This is a genomic window from Sphingopyxis indica (assembly GCF_032879645.1).
Classification (GTDB): Bacteria; Pseudomonadota; Alphaproteobacteria; order Sphingomonadales; family Sphingomonadaceae; genus Sphingopyxis; species Sphingopyxis indica.
The window spans coordinates 3,502,627-3,516,960 of sequence record NZ_CP076394.1 but is presented as its reverse complement, the minus strand read 5'-3'; the positions used below and the strand labels follow the sequence as shown (position 1 = coordinate 3,516,960).

Here is a 14,334-nt window from a genome sequence, read left to right as displayed (position 1 = left end):
TATGCGGAAAAGGCAGTTTGTACTGACCGCGGCGCTGTTCGCGCTGCCGCTGGCCGGATGCAGCGTGTTCAAGGGCGATGGCCCCAAGAAGACCCCGACAGTCGGGGAGCGCGTCTCGATCCTGTCGGACGACAACAGCATCAAGGTCGACCCGTCGCTCGCCGAAACCGCCGTCGTGCTGCCCGAACCGGTGGTCAACGCCAGCTGGTCGCAGTCGGGGGGTAATGCCTCGAAATCTATGGGCCACCTCGCGCTCGCCGCCTCGCGCAGTCTGGTCTGGAGCGCGGAAGTCGCCGGCAGCACCAAGGCGCAGCGCCTCGCCGCGTCGCCGGTGATTGCGGATAACCGGCTGTTCGTCGTCGACACCGATGCGGTCGTGTCCGCCTTTGCCGCCGATACGGGCGCAAAGCTTTGGAACACCGCGATCGGCAGCACGGGCAAGGATTTCAAGGATTCGCTGTTCGGCGGCGGCGCCGCGGTCGAAGGCGACGTGGTCTATGCGACGAGCGGGGTCGGCGACGTCGCCGCGCTCAATGCCGCCGACGGATCGGTGATCTGGAAGGTGAAGCCCGCCGGCCCGCTGCGCGGCGCGCCGACGATCGCCTTCGGCGGCGTCTATGTCATCACGCAGGACAATCAGATCATCGCGCTGGGCGCCGCCAACGGAGCGGTGCTGTGGCAGGCGACCGCCTCGCTCGAGGCGGGCAGCGTCTTTGGCGCGGCGTCGCCGGCGGCGGGCGAAGCGACGATCGTCGCCGGCTTCTCGTCGGGCGAGGTGCAGGCCTATCGCTACGAGAATGGCCGCGATCTGTGGGAGGACGCGCTTGCGCGCACCTCGATCGCGCTGTCGGTCTCGACGCTGACCGACGTCGACGCCGACCCGGTGATCGACCGCGGCCGCGTTTTCGCGCTGGGGCAGGGCGGCCGCATGGCGAGCTACGAGCTCAACACCGGGCTTCGCAGCTGGGAAATCTCGATCGCCGGCATTTCGACCCCCTATGTCGTCGGCGAATGGGTCTATGCGCTCACCGACGATGCGAAGCTGCTCTGCGTCGCGCGCGCGTCGGGCAAGATCCGCTGGATCCGGCAGCTCCGCCGCTACCGCGTCGACAAGGAAAAGAAGAAAGAGGACCCCGTGCGCTGGACCGGCCCGGTGCTTGCGGGCGGGCGGCTGATTGCGGTGAACAGCCTTGGCGAGCTTGCCGAAATCTCGCCGGCCGACGGCTCGACGATCGCGACGCAGGAGTTCGATTCGCCCCTGTCGCAGACGCCGGTGGTCGCCAATCAGACGCTCTATATCCTTTCGGACGACGGGCGGATCACCGCCTGGCGGTAACGACTGAATTGGATTCACACCGTTCGTCCTGAGGAGGGACTGAGCCCGTCGAAGGCCCGTCTCGAAGGACGCGAGAGTTGCGCTACCGTCCTTCGAGATGCCATTTCGACAAGCTCAATGGCTCCTCAGGACGAACGGCTGTGGTCTTGTGCGGCTGCGATGCCGCAAGGAAGATAGGATAAAAGCATGGCGCGATCCGCGACGGTCGCCATTGTCGGCCGGCCCAATGTCGGCAAATCGACGCTGTTCAACCGGCTCGTCGGCAAGCGCCTCGCGCTCGTCGACGACCAGCCGGGGGTGACGCGCGACCGGCGCGAGGGCGACGGGCAGCTGCTCGGGCTCAATTTCCGCATCGTCGACACCGCGGGGTTCGAGGATCACGACGCCGCGACCTTGCCGGGACGGATGCGCGTGCAGACCGAAAAGGCGGTGCGCGAGGCCGACGCCGCGCTGTTCATGATCGACGCGCGCGCCGGCGTCACTCCGCTCGACGAGGAAATCGCGCGCTGGCTGCGCAGCGAGGACACGCCGATCATCCTCGTCGCCAACAAGGCCGAGGGCAAGCAGGGCGAGGCGGGGCTGATGGAGGCCTATGCGCTCGGTTTCGACAATCCGCTCGCGCTCAGCGCCGAGCATGGCGAGGGGCTCGTCGAGCTGTTCGACGCGCTGCGCCCGATCGTCGAGCCCTTCATGGAAGCCGAAGAGGCGGAGACCGCGGACCTCGACGAGGAGGGCGAGGAACCGCTCGGGCCCTTGAAGCTCGCGATCGTCGGCCGGCCGAACGCCGGCAAATCGACGCTGATCAACCGGATGATCGGCGAGGACCGGCTGATCACCGGCCCCGAAGCGGGGATCACGCGCGATTCGATCCGCGTCGACTGGCAATGGGAAAAGGATGGCGCGATCCATCCGATCCAGCTGTTCGACACCGCGGGAATGCGCAAGCGCGCGAAGGTGCAGGACAAGCTCGAGAAATTGTCGGTCGCCGACGCGCTGCACGCGGTCGATTTCGCCGAAGTCGTCGTGCTGCTGCTCGATGCGACCAAGGGGCTCGAGGCGCAGGATCTGCGCATCGCCGACCGCGTGCTCGAGGAAGGACGCGCGCTGATCGTCGCGCTCAACAAATGGGACGTTGCCGACAATCCATCGGCACTGTTTAATGGCGTGCGCGCCGCACTCGACGACGGGCTGTCGCAGATCAAGGGCGTGCCGCTGCTCAGCATCTCGGGTGCGACGGGCAAGGGGATCGACACGCTGGTGCGCGTCGCGTTCGAACAGCGCGACATCTGGACCCGCCGCGTATCGACCGCAAAGCTCAACCGCTGGTTCGAGGGCGCGGTCACCGCCAATCCGCCGCCGGCGCCGGGCGGCAAACGGATCAAGCTGCGCTATATGACGCAGGCGCGCACCCGCCCGCCGACCTTCGTGATCTTCGGCAGCCGCACCGACGCGCTGCCCGCGAGCTATCATCGCTATCTCGTCAACGGGATGCGCAAGGAACTGGGCTTTCAGGGCGTGCCGATCCGCATCAACTTCCGCAACACGCGCAACCCCTATGGCGAGTGACCGCGCCGACGAGGCGGGACCGGTTATCGTCGACGCGCGCGGGATGCGCTGCCCGTGGCCGGCGCTGCGGCTCGCGCGCGCAATGCGCGGCGCCAGTGACGTGCGGCTGATCGCCGACGATCCGCAGGCGGGGCGCGAAATCGCCGCGCTCGCCGCCGAGCAGGGATGGACGGTCGAATCCGAGGGCGCGGAGCGCTGGCGCGTTCGCCGCTGACCCATTTCGGGACTCGGCGCGCGTGCGCCGCTTCGGCTGTAACGCCTTTTTTACCCCCTTTCGGCATGAAGGCGCCGGGACCAAGGACCGATTTTGAACACCGAGGAACGCAACGTTGGACGAGACCCTGGTCGATTGGGAGGAATTCCGCGCGACGCGTAGCCAGCTGGGCGCCGCGTTCATCCGGATTCTCGGCTATTTTCGCGAAGACGGCACCAAGTCGGTCGCCGCGATCGAGGAGGCGATGCGCGCCCGCGACGCGCGCGGCCTCGTCATGCCTGCGCATACGTTGAAGAGCGAGGCGCGCCAGTTCGGCGCCGAACGGCTCGGCGCGCTGTCCGAAGACATCGAAATGTTCGCGCGCCGCTGCGTCGAAAGCCAGGTCAGCCCCGAGGAATATCTGCCGCGCGTCGTCGAACTGCGCACATTGTTCGAGCAAACGCTCGGCGCGCTCGAACGCGAGGCCAATCCGCTCGTCCAGCGCCGCCCGGCCAGCTTCGGCCGCGCTGCTCCCAGCTATTGAAGCGCGCGCCGCCGCATCGGTTGCAGCTTCGCACGCGCCAGGCTGCGCCATAGCCATTCGAACGGGCCATAATGGAAGCGGTCGAGCCACGGCTTCGACCACAGCAGCATCGCCGCCCACATGCCGAGGCAGAAGAGATAGAGCGCCGCGCGTCCGACGCTGCCGAACAGGCCCAGGCCATAGCCGTAAAAGATCGACGTCATGACGATCGAGGTCGTCAGATAGTTGGTAAAGGCCATGCGCCCCGCCGCGGCGAGCCGCACGCGCACGGACGCGCTCGCCCTTGTCCGGATCAGCAGCATGATCAGCGCCGCCCAGCCGACGGTCATCAGCGTGTCGAACGGCACCGATAGCGCGATCGTCGAGCCGAAGATCGCCACCGCATCATAACCCGCCCGCATCTGATAGACGGCAAGGCCCGCCAGCGGCGGCGCGGCGACCAGGAAGCAGATCAGCGCCCATTTGCGATAGCGCGCCGCCTCCCACTCGCCGGTCAGCATGCGCGATTTGAACAGCGCCATGCCGATCAGCATCAACCCCATTGTTTCCCACAGGAACAGGCTGAGGAAGAAAAGCGGGTCGCCGGCCATTTCGCTGGTGCGATGCGCGACGATGCTGGAATAGCTGCCGAGATAAAGCGCCATGTCCTTCGCATAGGCCGGCGTCGAAGGGCCCATGTCGGCGTTCATCTGCGCGAGCGCCTCCTTCATTCCCGCGGCCGCTTCGGGCGGCAAGCTGCCCGTCTGCGCCATCGACAGCATCGACCACAGGCTGGCGGGCAGGCCGATGCCGATCAGGAAGAAGGGGATCGACCAGAGAAGCAGCGCCCTCACCGAAAGGTTTCGGAACAGGAAAAGCAGCAGCCCGCACATCGCATAGAGGAAGAGGATGTCGCCGAACCAGATCAGATAGAAATGCGCGAGGCCGAAAAGCGCGAGCCAGAACATGCGCGAATAATGGGTGCCTGCTGCGCTGCGGCCCGCAGAGGCGGCGCCGTCGATGACGAGCAAGGTGCTCGCCCCGAACAGCATCGAGAAAAGCCCGCGCATCTTCGAATCGACGAACACGAAATTGAAGAACCATGTCGCGACGTCGGCGCTGCCCGGCGGCCCGCCTGCGGCGGGGTTCGCATAAGCTGAAAAGGGCAGGGCAAAGGCGACGATATTCATCGCCAAAATCCCCATCACCGCAACGCCGCGAATGGCATCAAGGCTCTGATACCGCGTCGGCTGCGGCGATGCGGCCATGGTCTTTCCCCTGCTGTATTGCTGCGACACTACGCCTTGAGCGCCGCGCGGTCCAGCGCTTTGCGGGCCGCTGCAAAGATGTATTGACATTTATGTCAGTAGTGATAGATTGAGTGCAATGTGATTCTGCGCGAGACCCGACATGACCACGCTCCCCTTCTCTCACCCCGATCGCATCGACACGGGTTTCCGCCCGCTGAAGGCGCTGCACTATTTCCGCAAGCTGATCGCCGACAAGGAGGACACCGAACAGGTGTTCCACATCATCGACGCGCTGCGCGACAGGCGTTTCGATCGTTCGGCGCGGGCGTTTTTCGCGACCGCGGAGGGCAGGAAGATTCTCGCCGAGCGTCCCTGTCTGCCCGCGATGCTCGACGACCATGACGCGCTGCGCAAGCTGCCCGAGGGCAGCGTCGGGCGCGTCTATGTCGACTTCATGGAGCGCGAAGGGCTGACCGCGCAGGGGCTGGTCGATGAATCGCTGAAATTCCGCCACGGCAAGCCGCGGTACGACGACCAGCTCGAACTCTATGGCGAGCGGCTGCGCGACACGCACGACTTGTTCCACATCCTGACCGGCTATGGCCGCGACGCGCTCGGCGAACAGTGCGTGCTCGCCTTTTCGTACAGCCAGAACCCCGGCTGGGGAACGCTGTTCATCGCCTGGGCGGGCGCGCGCGAGATCCGCAAGGGTCTCGGGAGCCGTTATCCGATCTACGCCGCGGTTCGGGAGGGGCAGCGCATCGGCCGCGCGGCCCAGCCGATCGCGCATCAGGACATTGCGGCGCTGCTCGCCGAACCGCTCGATGCGGCGCGCGCGCGGCTCGGCATCGCCGACCCCGCGACCTACAAGCAGGTCCACGCGATGATGCGCGCCGACGGCATCGACCCCTATGATCTGCTCGGCAAGAAAGCGGCCGAGGCGGGCGCGGTGCCAGAGCTCGCGCAGGCGGCCTGATCGGGCCATCGGACATTGAATTTTATCCGTTCGCATCGAGCGAAGTCGAGATGCCCCTCGCGATAGCGCAAGGTCGATGGGTGTCTCGACTTCGCTCGACACGAACGGAAACTATGGAATCCCGATTTAACGCGCGATCCTTTATGGCTCGCGCTCGAGTCTCGCGATCAAGGCCTGCGCCGCGGCGGGGTTGCGCACCTTGGCGCCGGCGATGAAGAAGAGATAGACGTCGCGGCCGCCCGCGGCCCAGCCGCGCGCGCGCTCCGCCCAATGGTCGAGCGCCTCGCCGGCATAGCCGGTTTCGACATCGTCCTGCGATCGCTGGAGGCGGGCATAGGTGAAGTCGGCGGTTTGCTCGTCGATACACGGAAATTCGTCGCTGTCGGCAAAGACGATCGCCATGTTCCGCTCGCGCGCGAGTTCGACGAACGCCGGATCGCGAAAGCTTTCGTGCCGCACTTCGAGCGCATGGCGCAGCGGCAGGCCGTCCTGCGTGTCGGGAAGCAGGTCGAGGAAGCGGGCGAAATCGTCGCGCTCGAACTTTTTCGTCGCCATGAACTGCCACAGGATCGGGCCGAGCCGGTCGCCGAGCCGCGTCAGCCCCTGCGTCAGAAATTTCTCGACCGAGGCGGCGCCATCGGCGAGCTGCTTGCGGTTGGTGCAGAAACGCGACGCCTTGACGCTGAATTGGAAGCCGTGGGGGACTGATGCCGCCCAGCCCGCGAAGGTCTCGGGCTTCTGGCTGCCGTAATAGGTGCCGTTGATCTCGATGCCGGTCAGATGCTGCCCGGCATATTCCAGTTCGCGCTTCTGCGGATGCTTGGGCGGGTAGAAGGTCCCGCGCCACGGCTCAAAGGTCCAGCCGCCGATGCCGATATGGATGCTCATGACTCGGTTCTCTCCCGCGAACGGCTGTGCTTGTCTCCTAATCTCGCACAAAGCCACGAAGCCACAAAGGGGGTGGGCCGATCCGACGTTCATCGCCCTTTGCGAGGGCCGCCCGTTATAGTGCTACGCGCATCGGCGCATGACGTCGCAGCTACGCACCCCTTTGTGGCTTCGTGGCTTTGTGCGAGTCGTTCTTGCAGGCATCTCAGGCCAGCGCCGCGTCGGCCCCCATCAAATTCGGGAAAAAGCCTTCGTGCGCCTCGCGCAGTTCGGCCAGCGTCACCTGATGATCGCTTTCGGGCAGTTCAAAGACGATGCGGTCCTTGATCGTGCGGCCGAGCGGGTCGACCGGCACGTCGGCGCGGCCCGCGGCATCGAGGAAGTCGGCGAGGCAGGTGTCGCAGACGGTGACGAGATAGAGGCCCTGATCCTCGCCGAAGAAGCTCTCGGCGACGCCGAAGGGCTGCTCCTCGCTGACCAGCACGCCGATGTTCGACTTCAGCGCCATTTCGGCGAGCGCCACCGCGACGCCCCCGTCGGACACGTCGTGGCAGGCGGTGATCCAGCCGGCATTGATCGCGTCGCGGATGAAATCGCCGGTGCGCTTTTCGGCTTTCAGGTCGACGGGCGGCGGCGGGCCTTCCTCGCGGCCCAAAATTTCGCGCAGCCAGATCGACTGGCCGAGATGGCCCATGCGCTCGCCGACCGCGAGGACGATGTCGCCGGTGCGCTTGAAGCCGATGCCGACCGCCTTGCCCAGATCGTCGATCACCCCGACGCCGCCGATCGCGGGGGTCGGCAGGATCGCGCTGCCGCCGCCGGTCGCCTTGCTCTCGTTATAGAGGCTCACATTGCCCGACACGATCGGATAGTCGAGCGCGCGGCACGCCTCGCCCATGCCGTCGAGACAACCGGTGATCTGCCCCATGATCTCGGGCCGCTGCGGGTTGGCGAAGTTCAGGCAGTTGGTGATCGCGAGCGGCGTCGCACCGACCGCGCTGATGTTGCGCCAGCTTTCGGCGACCGCCTGGCGGCCGCCCTCGAACGGATCGGCATAGCAATAGCGCGGGGTGCAGTCGGTCGTCATCGCGAGCGCGCGGTTCGTCCCGTGGATACGCACCAGCGCGGCATCGCCGCCGGTCTGCACCGTGTCGGCGCCGACCTGGCTGTCATATTGCTCCCAGATCCAGCGGCGGCTCGCGATGTCGGGGGTGCCCATCAGCGTCCTGAGGTCGGCGGCGACATTCTTCGTTTCGGGAACGTCGGTCAGCGGTGCCTGTTTCGGTGTCGGCACATGCGGCCGGTCATAGAGCGGCGCGTCGTCGGCGAGGGGGCCAAGCGGAATATCGCAGACGATCTCGCCATGATGTTCGAGCACCATGCGGCCGGTGTCGGTGACGGTGCCGATGACCGCGAAGTCGAGCTCCCATTTCTCGAAGATCGCCTTGGCGAACTCTTCCTTGCCGGGCTTGAGCACCATCAACATGCGTTCCTGGCTTTCCGACAGCATCATCTCATAGGCCGTCATGCCGGTCTCGCGCTGCGGCACATCGTCCATCCTGAGGTGGAGGCCGACGCCGCCCTTCGACGCCATCTCGACCGACGAGCTGGTCAGCCCCGCGGCGCCCATGTCCTGGATCGCGACGATCGCGTCCGACGCCATCAGCTCGAGGCACGCCTCGATCAGCAGCTTTTCGGTAAAGGGGTCGCCGACCTGCACCGTGGGGCGCTTTTCCTCGGCATCCTCGCCGAAGTCGGCGCTCGCCATCGTCGCGCCGTGGATGCCGTCGCGCCCGGTCTTCGAGCCGACATAGACGATCGGATTGCCGACGCCCGATGCCGCCGAATAGAAGATTCTGTCCTGCTCGGCGACGCCGACGGTCATCGCATTGACCAGGATATTGCCGTCATAGGCCCTGTGAAAATTGACCTCGCCGCCGACCGTCGGCACGCCGACGCAATTGCCATAGCCGCCGATGCCGTGGACGACGCCCGAGATCAGATGCTTCATCTTGGGATGGTCGGGGCGGCCGAAACGCAGCGCGTTGAGGTTCGCGACCGGCCGCGCGCCCATGGTGAAGACGTCGCGCAAAATGCCGCCGACGCCCGTCGCCGCGCCCTGATAGGGTTCGATATAGCTCGGATGGTTGTGGCTCTCCATCTTGAAGATGGCGGCAAGTCTTTTGCCGTCCGGCCCTTCGCCGATGTCGATCACGCCGGCATTCTCGCCGGGGCCGCAGATCACCCACGGCGCCTCGGTCGGGAGCTTCTTCAGGTGGATGCGCGAACTTTTATAGCTGCAATGCTCGGACCACATGACCGAGAAGATGCCGAGTTCGACGAGATTCGGTTCGCGCCCGAGCGCGTGGAGGACGCGCTCATATTCCTCGGGCGAAAGCCCATGGTCGGCGACGATTTCGGGGGTGATGGCGGGCGCGGGCTGAGTCATGGCGCGCCTTTAGCGTCGCGCGCGCGATAGGAACAGACCCCATGTGGCCGAAACCGGCCGCATGGGGTCCAAATATGTCCGGCTCAGCGCGAGGCGAGCGTCGTCGCGGGCTTGTCGAGCGGCTGGACGTCGCGCAGCGAAAAGCTGACCTGCTGCGAACCGACCGTCCCGCGCACGCGATGTTCGCCGACGCGCAGCTTGAACGTCTTGCCCGTGCGCTCTTCGACGCCGCGGATCACGCGGTAGCCGTCGGCTTCTTCGACCGTGTAGCTGTAGATGTGGCCGTCATGCTCGAACCGCTGCGGCGCGGCCTCTTCGGCATGGACGGCGGGCGCCAGCGCTGCAAAGCCGAGCGCGATGGGGAGGAAAATGGTTTTCATGATGCAAGTCCTTGTCTTTGAGAACAAAACTTGCCTTTAAGCCCCTCTTGTGTTGTGCAGTGCAACATGACCCGCTTTGGCCGGCGAGGCAATTGCAAAAAGTCGAAACGGGATTGTGCTGGAGACCGTCCTGTTCAGCTTGAACCGAAGCCCTGAGCTTGTCGAAGGGCGCTTCTCGTCGGGAGGCGCCCTTCGACAGGCTCAGGGCTACGGTGAGAATTGATTCCACTTGAACCGGACAGGCTCTGGCTTCAGCGCGCGGCGGCGGCGCGTCCGCGTCCTGCCCACCAGGCGGCGAGCGCGAGCGCGGCATAGGCGAACAGCATCGTCGCCGGAATCGCGAGCGAATAGGCGGATTGCTTCGGCCCGAACCAGTCGATCGCCTGAAACAGCGCGAGCAGCGCCGCGAGCACCCACAGCCGGCCGTTGCCGCGCTCGCTGCCGGTGCGGCGCGCATAATAGAGGAGCGCCCCGCCCGCGAGCCCGATCTCGAGCGGCATTTCGATTTCCGGATGGTTCCACAACCCGAACCCGAGCCTGGGCGGCGCTCCGAACAGGGTGAGGTCGGGGATGTGGACGGCGAGGTCGAGCAGCCAGTGCGACAGCACGACGAGCCCCGCGCCGATCGCCGCCTCGCGCCGCCGCGTCGCAAACCAGACGGCGGCGCCGAACAGCAAGCCCCACAGCATCGCGCCGAGCAGGCTGTGCGTATAGGGCATATGATAGAGGTCCATCGGGTTCATCGCGGCTATGCCGGGGACGATGCGCATCGCCTCGACCCCCGGCACGAGCAGCACCGCAAAGCCGATGTCGACGAGCTGCGCCGCGACGAACAGCGTGCCGAGCCCCGCGGCGCGCGGGCGCGAAGCGGCGACCAGCGCCGGGGCGAAATGGCCGATGAACATGAACGGAAGCTATCGCCCCGGCTGGCGACGTCAAGCTTGACCGCATGGGGGCGAAGGGGCCAAAGCAGGGGCCATGACGGATCTGCCCGACGCCCCCGCCGCCCCCGCCATCGCCTCCTTGTCGTTCGAGGCCGCGATGGGCGAGCTCGAATCGATCGTGCGGCGGCTCGAAAGCGGCGACGTCAGCCTCGAGGAATCGGTGACGCTTTACGAGCGCGGCCATGCGCTGCGCGCGCATTGCGAAGCGCGCCTCGCCGCCGCGCAGGCGCGGATCGAACAGGTCAGCCTGGGCGCCGACGGCGCGCCGGCGGGAACCACGCTCTTCGGCGAAAGCTGACCGGTGGCGGAGCTCGTCGGGGATGATTCGGCGAAAGCGGCGTTGTTGCTGCGCGCGGCGCAGGCCGACGTCGCATCGGGTATCGACGCGCTGTTCGACCAGCTCCTCCCGATCCCCGCCGATCCGCGCAGCACGCTCTATGAAGCGATGCGCTATGCCGCGATCGGCGGCGGCAAGCGGCTGCGCCCGCTCCTCGCGCGCGCGGCGGGCGATCTCTATCACGTCGATCGCGCGCTTTCGCTGCGCGTCGGGGCGGCGGTCGAGGCGATGCATGTCTATTCGCTGATCCACGACGATCTGCCCTGCATGGACGACGACGATCTGCGCCGCGGCAAGCCGACGGTACACAAGGCGTTCGGCGAGGCGACCGCGGTGCTCGCGGGCGATTCGCTGCATGCACTCGCCTTCGAATGGCTCGTCGATCCCGCGACGCACAGCGATCCGTTCGTGCGCGCCGAGCTGATCCGCGAACTCGCGCACGCCGCGGGACCGGCGGGCATGGCGGGCGGGCAGATGATGGATCTCGCGGCCGAGACCGCCGAATTCGACCTGCGCACGGTGACACGGCTCCAGCAGCTCAAGACCGGTGCGCTGATCGGCTTTTCGGTCGAGGCGGGGGCGATCCTCGCGCGCATCCCCGAGGAAGGGCGCCGGCCGCTGCGCGGCTATGCGCGCGACATCGGGCTCGCCTTCCAGATCGCCGACGACATCATGGACGTCGAAGGCGACGAGGCGCTCGCGGGCAAGGCGCTGCACAAGGACGATGCGGCGGGCAAGGCGACCTTCGTGACGCTGATGGGCCTGGGCCGCGCACGCGAACAGGCGCGGCTGCTCGTCGAGCAGGCGGTCGATCATCTCGCGAATTTCGGCGAAGAGGCCGCGCTGCTGCGCGCCATCGCGCGCTATGTGGTGGAAAGGGACCGTTGATGCGCATTGGGGTTTATCCCGGAACATTCGATCCGATCACGCTCGGGCATATGGACATCATCCGGCGCGGCGCGAAGCTCGTCGACCGGCTCGTCATCGGCGTGACAACCAACATCGCCAAATCGCCGCTGTTCGACGACGACGAGCGGATCGCGATGGTGCGGCGCGAGGTCGAGGCGATCGAGGGCGACATTCACGTCGTCGGCTTCAATTCGCTGCTGATGGACTTCGCCGAGCGCGAAGGGGCGACGGTGATCGTGCGCGGGCTGCGCGCGGTCGCCGACTTCGAATATGAATATCAGATGGCGGGGATGAACCAGCAACTCAACGACCGCATCGAAACCGTCTTTCTGATGGCCGACGTCGGGCTTCAGCCGATCGCGTCGCGGCTGGTCAAGGAAATCGCGATCTTCGGCGGCGAGATCCACAAGTTCGTGACCCCAGCGGTGCGCGAGGCGGTCGAGCGCCGCATCGCCGAACGCGGGCTACGGCAGGGCGAGGGCTAAGCCGATCATTGAGCATTCAGCTTTTTCCCGCTAGGCCGCGCCGGACGGGGCGCCAGACGGATATAGTGACAAAGGTCGACGAGATATGACATTCAGTTTCCGCCCCTTGCTTCTGGCCGCGATGGCGCTCGGACTGACGGTAGCGGCCGTCGCGCAGGAGGTGCCGCCCGCGCCCTCGCCGAACCCGGACGAAGCGCCCGCCGAACCGCCCGAGCCGGCCCCGCCGCCGCTGACCGAGGCACCGCCCGCCGAGGCACCCGAGGCCGCCGATGCCGCGCCGACCGAGGTACCCCCCACCGCGCCGACGATCACGCCCGAACAATATATGGGCAACCCCGAATATATGCTGAACCTCGACCTTTCGACCGGTGGCCGCGTGGTGATCCAGCTCTATCCCGACGTCGCGCCGCACCATGTCGAGCGCGTCAAGCAGCTCGCGCGCTCGGGCTTTTACAATGGCGTAAAATTCCACCGCGTGATCGACGGCTTCATGGCGCAGACGGGCGATCCGACCGCGACCGGGCAGGGCGGGTCGGACCTGCCCGACCTTCAGGCCGAATTCAACGACAAGCCGCATCTGCGCGGCACCGTCTCGATGGCGCGCGCCAATGATCCGAACAGCGCCAACAGCCAGTTCTTCATCATGCTCCAGCCGCGCTTCTCGCTCGACCATAATTATACCGTCTTCGGGCGCGTCGTGTCGGGGATGCAATATGTCGATGCGATCCATAAGGGCGAGCCGCCCGAAGTGATGTCGCGCATGGTCCAGGTGTCGGTCGCCGCCGACCAGAAGCCCGTGCCGCCCGCGTCGATGCTGGTCGAGGACAAGCCGGCCGCGCCTGACATCTCCGCCGACGATCTCAACGCGCCGATCCGGTAAGCGAGGCGCAGGGGAGGGCTCCGCGGGGCCTGCCCCAATCGAAATCAGTCCTGAGCTTGTCGAAGGGCGCTTCTCGTCGATAGGCGCCCTTCGACAAGCTCAGGGCTACGGTTCAATCTGCCGAACGGACTTCAGCCGATGCGCGTCGACGATTTCGACTTCGACCTTCCGCCTGAGCGGATCGCGCTGCGCCCGGCGCGGCCGCGCGATGCGGCGCGGATGCTCGTCGTTGAAGGCCGCGCGATGCGCGATGCGGGGGTGCGCGACCTGCCCGCGCTGCTGCGCGCGGGCGACTGCCTCGTCTTCAACGACACGCGCGTCATCCCCGCGCAGCTCGAAGGCCAACGGGGCGTTCGACGTGACGGCGCGGCGAGCGCGCCGGGGGCCAAGATCGGCGCCACCCTGCACAAGCGCGTCGACCTGCGCCGCTGGCAGGCGTTCGTCCGCAATGCCAAACGGCTGCGCGTCGGCGAAACGGTCGATTTCGGTTCGGGGGTCGAGGCGGTCGCCGAGGAGCGGCTCGCCGACGGCAGCTTCATACTCGCCTTCGCGGGCGACGAGCCCGTCGAGCTGCTGCTCGAACGCGCCGGCACGATGCCGCTGCCGCCCTATATCGCGGGCAAACGCGCCACCGACGACGCCGACCGCGCCGACTATCAGACGATGTTCGCGCAGCATGACGGCGCGGTCGCGGCGCCGACCGCGGCGCTGCATTTCACCCCTGGCCTGCTGGACGCGATCGCCGCCGCCGGCATCGCCACCGAAACGCTGACCTTGCACGTCGGCGCGGGCACTTTCCTGCCGGTCAAGGCCGACGACACCGACGATCATGTGATGCACGCCGAATGGGGCCGTATCGAGCCCGAGACCGCGGCGCGCCTTAACGCGGTGCGCGCCGCCGGCGGGCGGATTATCGCGGTCGGCACGACCAGCCTGCGCCTGCTCGAAAGCGCGGCCCGGACCGACGGCACGATCGCGCCCTTCGCGGGCGACACGTCGATCTTCATCACGCCGGGCTATCGTTTTCGCGCGGTGGGCGGATTGATGACCAATTTCCACCTGCCGCGATCGACCCTGTTCATGCTGGTCAGCGCGCTGATGGGATTGGACGTGATGCACGCGGCGTACCGCCACGCGATCGCGGAAGGTTACCGCTTCTACAGCTATGGCGATTCCAGCCTGCTGCTGCCGGAGCGATAGCGGCGACCATGCCCTTCC

15 protein-coding genes are annotated in these 14,334 nt (G+C 66.6%); 10 read left to right on the top strand and 5 right to left on the bottom strand.

Annotated elements, in window-relative coordinates; translation table 11 throughout:
• Nucleotide 1: 1 nt before the first annotated feature.
• From KNJ79_RS16490 to KNJ79_RS16475, 4 genes are all read left to right on the top strand, one after another.
• On the top strand, nucleotides 2-1,336 hold the full coding sequence (locus KNJ79_RS16490; RefSeq protein WP_317151887.1) for an outer membrane protein assembly factor BamB family protein: 1,335 nt from the start codon (nucleotides 2-4) through the stop codon (nucleotides 1,334-1,336).
• Between the two features lie 186 nt (nucleotides 1,337-1,522).
• Complete coding sequence (der, locus tag KNJ79_RS16485) at nucleotides 1,523-2,902, top strand: ribosome biogenesis GTPase Der (RefSeq protein ID WP_317151886.1); 1,380 nt, start codon at nucleotides 1,523-1,525, stop codon at nucleotides 2,900-2,902.
• Nucleotides 2,892-3,116, top strand: a complete 225-nt coding sequence (locus KNJ79_RS16480) for a sulfurtransferase TusA family protein (RefSeq protein ID WP_317151885.1) — start codon at nucleotides 2,892-2,894, stop codon at nucleotides 3,114-3,116. Before der ends, KNJ79_RS16480 begins: the two co-directional genes overlap by 11 nt.
• Before the next feature lie 115 nt (nucleotides 3,117-3,231).
• The gene (locus KNJ79_RS16475) at nucleotides 3,232-3,639 is read left to right on the top strand and encodes an Hpt domain-containing protein (protein WP_089215487.1); all 408 of its coding nucleotides are present in this window, start codon (nucleotides 3,232-3,234) and stop codon (nucleotides 3,637-3,639) included.
• Here KNJ79_RS16475 and KNJ79_RS16470 read toward each other — a convergent pair.
• Nucleotides 3,633-4,886, bottom strand: a complete 1,254-nt coding sequence (locus KNJ79_RS16470; RefSeq protein WP_317151884.1) for a DUF418 domain-containing protein — start codon at nucleotides 4,884-4,886, stop codon at nucleotides 3,633-3,635. The genes KNJ79_RS16475 and KNJ79_RS16470 overlap by 7 nt on opposite strands.
• Before the next feature lie 142 nt (nucleotides 4,887-5,028).
• Between KNJ79_RS16470 and KNJ79_RS16465 the strand changes: the two genes are divergently transcribed.
• Nucleotides 5,029-5,844, top strand: coding sequence for a Coq4 family protein (locus KNJ79_RS16465; protein WP_317151883.1), 816 nt, complete (start codon nucleotides 5,029-5,031; stop codon nucleotides 5,842-5,844).
• A gap of 141 nt (nucleotides 5,845-5,985) precedes the next feature.
• On the opposite strand, the gene KNJ79_RS16460 is transcribed toward KNJ79_RS16465, so the two are convergent.
• The 4 genes from KNJ79_RS16460 to KNJ79_RS16445 all read right to left on the bottom strand — a co-directional run bounded on the left by KNJ79_RS16460 (nucleotide 5,986) and on the right by KNJ79_RS16445 (nucleotide 10,466).
• On the bottom strand, nucleotides 5,986-6,732 hold the full coding sequence (locus KNJ79_RS16460) for a DUF72 domain-containing protein (protein ID WP_317151882.1): 747 nt from the start codon (nucleotides 6,730-6,732) through the stop codon (nucleotides 5,986-5,988).
• Between the two features lie 205 nt (nucleotides 6,733-6,937).
• Complete coding sequence (purL, locus tag KNJ79_RS16455; RefSeq protein ID WP_317151881.1) at nucleotides 6,938-9,181, bottom strand: phosphoribosylformylglycinamidine synthase subunit PurL; 2,244 nt, start codon at nucleotides 9,179-9,181, stop codon at nucleotides 6,938-6,940.
• 83 nt (nucleotides 9,182-9,264) lie between these two features.
• A complete protein-coding gene (locus KNJ79_RS16450) occupies nucleotides 9,265-9,561 on the bottom strand; it encodes a hypothetical protein (protein ID WP_317151880.1) in 297 nt (98 codons plus the stop codon).
• 251 nt (nucleotides 9,562-9,812) lie between these two features.
• The gene (locus KNJ79_RS16445; RefSeq protein ID WP_317151879.1) at nucleotides 9,813-10,466 is read right to left on the bottom strand and encodes a hypothetical protein; all 654 of its coding nucleotides are present in this window, start codon (nucleotides 10,464-10,466) and stop codon (nucleotides 9,813-9,815) included.
• A gap of 73 nt (nucleotides 10,467-10,539) precedes the next feature.
• Between KNJ79_RS16445 and KNJ79_RS16440 the strand changes: the two genes are divergently transcribed.
• From KNJ79_RS16440 to queA, 5 genes are all read left to right on the top strand, one after another.
• Nucleotides 10,540-10,803 carry an exodeoxyribonuclease VII small subunit gene (locus KNJ79_RS16440; RefSeq protein WP_317151878.1) on the top strand — a complete coding sequence of 88 codons (264 nt, stop codon included), beginning with the start codon at nucleotides 10,540-10,542 and terminating at the stop codon, nucleotides 10,801-10,803.
• 3 nt (nucleotides 10,804-10,806) lie between these two features.
• The gene (locus KNJ79_RS16435; protein ID WP_089215495.1) at nucleotides 10,807-11,730 is read left to right on the top strand and encodes a polyprenyl synthetase family protein; all 924 of its coding nucleotides are present in this window, start codon (nucleotides 10,807-10,809) and stop codon (nucleotides 11,728-11,730) included.
• Nucleotides 11,730-12,236, top strand: a complete 507-nt coding sequence (coaD, locus tag KNJ79_RS16430) for a pantetheine-phosphate adenylyltransferase (protein ID WP_317151877.1) — start codon at nucleotides 11,730-11,732, stop codon at nucleotides 12,234-12,236. Before KNJ79_RS16435 ends, coaD begins: the two co-directional genes overlap by 1 nt.
• Nucleotides 12,237-12,321: 85 nt before the next feature.
• Nucleotides 12,322-13,116, top strand: a complete 795-nt coding sequence (locus KNJ79_RS16425) for a peptidylprolyl isomerase (RefSeq protein ID WP_317151876.1) — start codon at nucleotides 12,322-12,324, stop codon at nucleotides 13,114-13,116.
• 138 nt (nucleotides 13,117-13,254) lie between these two features.
• Nucleotides 13,255-14,316: a tRNA preQ1(34) S-adenosylmethionine ribosyltransferase-isomerase QueA gene (gene queA, locus KNJ79_RS16420; RefSeq protein WP_317151875.1), complete on the top strand. Its 1,062-nt coding sequence runs from the start codon at nucleotides 13,255-13,257 to the stop codon at nucleotides 14,314-14,316.
• Nucleotides 14,317-14,334: the final 18 nt, after the last annotated feature.

Excerpts from the sequence above, each read along its gene's own strand:
- queA (WP_317151875.1), top strand. The coding sequence starts at position 13,255 with ATGCGCGTCGACGATTTCGACTTCGACCTTCCGCCTGAGCGGATCGCG.
- KNJ79_RS16490 (WP_317151887.1), top strand. The coding sequence starts at position 2 with ATGCGGAAAAGGCAGTTTGTACTGACCGCGGCGCTGTTCGCGCTGCCG.
- KNJ79_RS16465 (WP_317151883.1), top strand. The coding sequence starts at position 5,029 with ATGACCACGCTCCCCTTCTCTCACCCCGATCGCATCGACACGGGTTTC.
- KNJ79_RS16460 (WP_317151882.1), bottom strand. The coding sequence starts at position 6,732 with ATGAGCATCCATATCGGCATCGGCGGCTGGACCTTTGAGCCGTGGCGC.
- KNJ79_RS16480 (WP_317151885.1), top strand. The coding sequence starts at position 2,892 with ATGGCGAGTGACCGCGCCGACGAGGCGGGACCGGTTATCGTCGACGCG.
- purL (WP_317151881.1), bottom strand. The coding sequence starts at position 9,181 with ATGACTCAGCCCGCGCCCGCCATCACCCCCGAAATCGTCGCCGACCAT.
- coaD (WP_317151877.1), top strand. The coding sequence starts at position 11,730 with ATGCGCATTGGGGTTTATCCCGGAACATTCGATCCGATCACGCTCGGG.
- KNJ79_RS16440 (WP_317151878.1), top strand. The coding sequence starts at position 10,540 with ATGACGGATCTGCCCGACGCCCCCGCCGCCCCCGCCATCGCCTCCTTG.
- KNJ79_RS16470 (WP_317151884.1), bottom strand. The coding sequence starts at position 4,886 with ATGGCCGCATCGCCGCAGCCGACGCGGTATCAGAGCCTTGATGCCATT.
- der (WP_317151886.1), top strand. The coding sequence starts at position 1,523 with ATGGCGCGATCCGCGACGGTCGCCATTGTCGGCCGGCCCAATGTCGGC.
- KNJ79_RS16445 (WP_317151879.1), bottom strand. The coding sequence starts at position 10,466 with ATGTTCATCGGCCATTTCGCCCCGGCGCTGGTCGCCGCTTCGCGCCCG.
- KNJ79_RS16425 (WP_317151876.1), top strand. The coding sequence starts at position 12,322 with ATGACATTCAGTTTCCGCCCCTTGCTTCTGGCCGCGATGGCGCTCGGA.
- KNJ79_RS16450 (WP_317151880.1), bottom strand. The coding sequence starts at position 9,561 with ATGAAAACCATTTTCCTCCCCATCGCGCTCGGCTTTGCAGCGCTGGCG.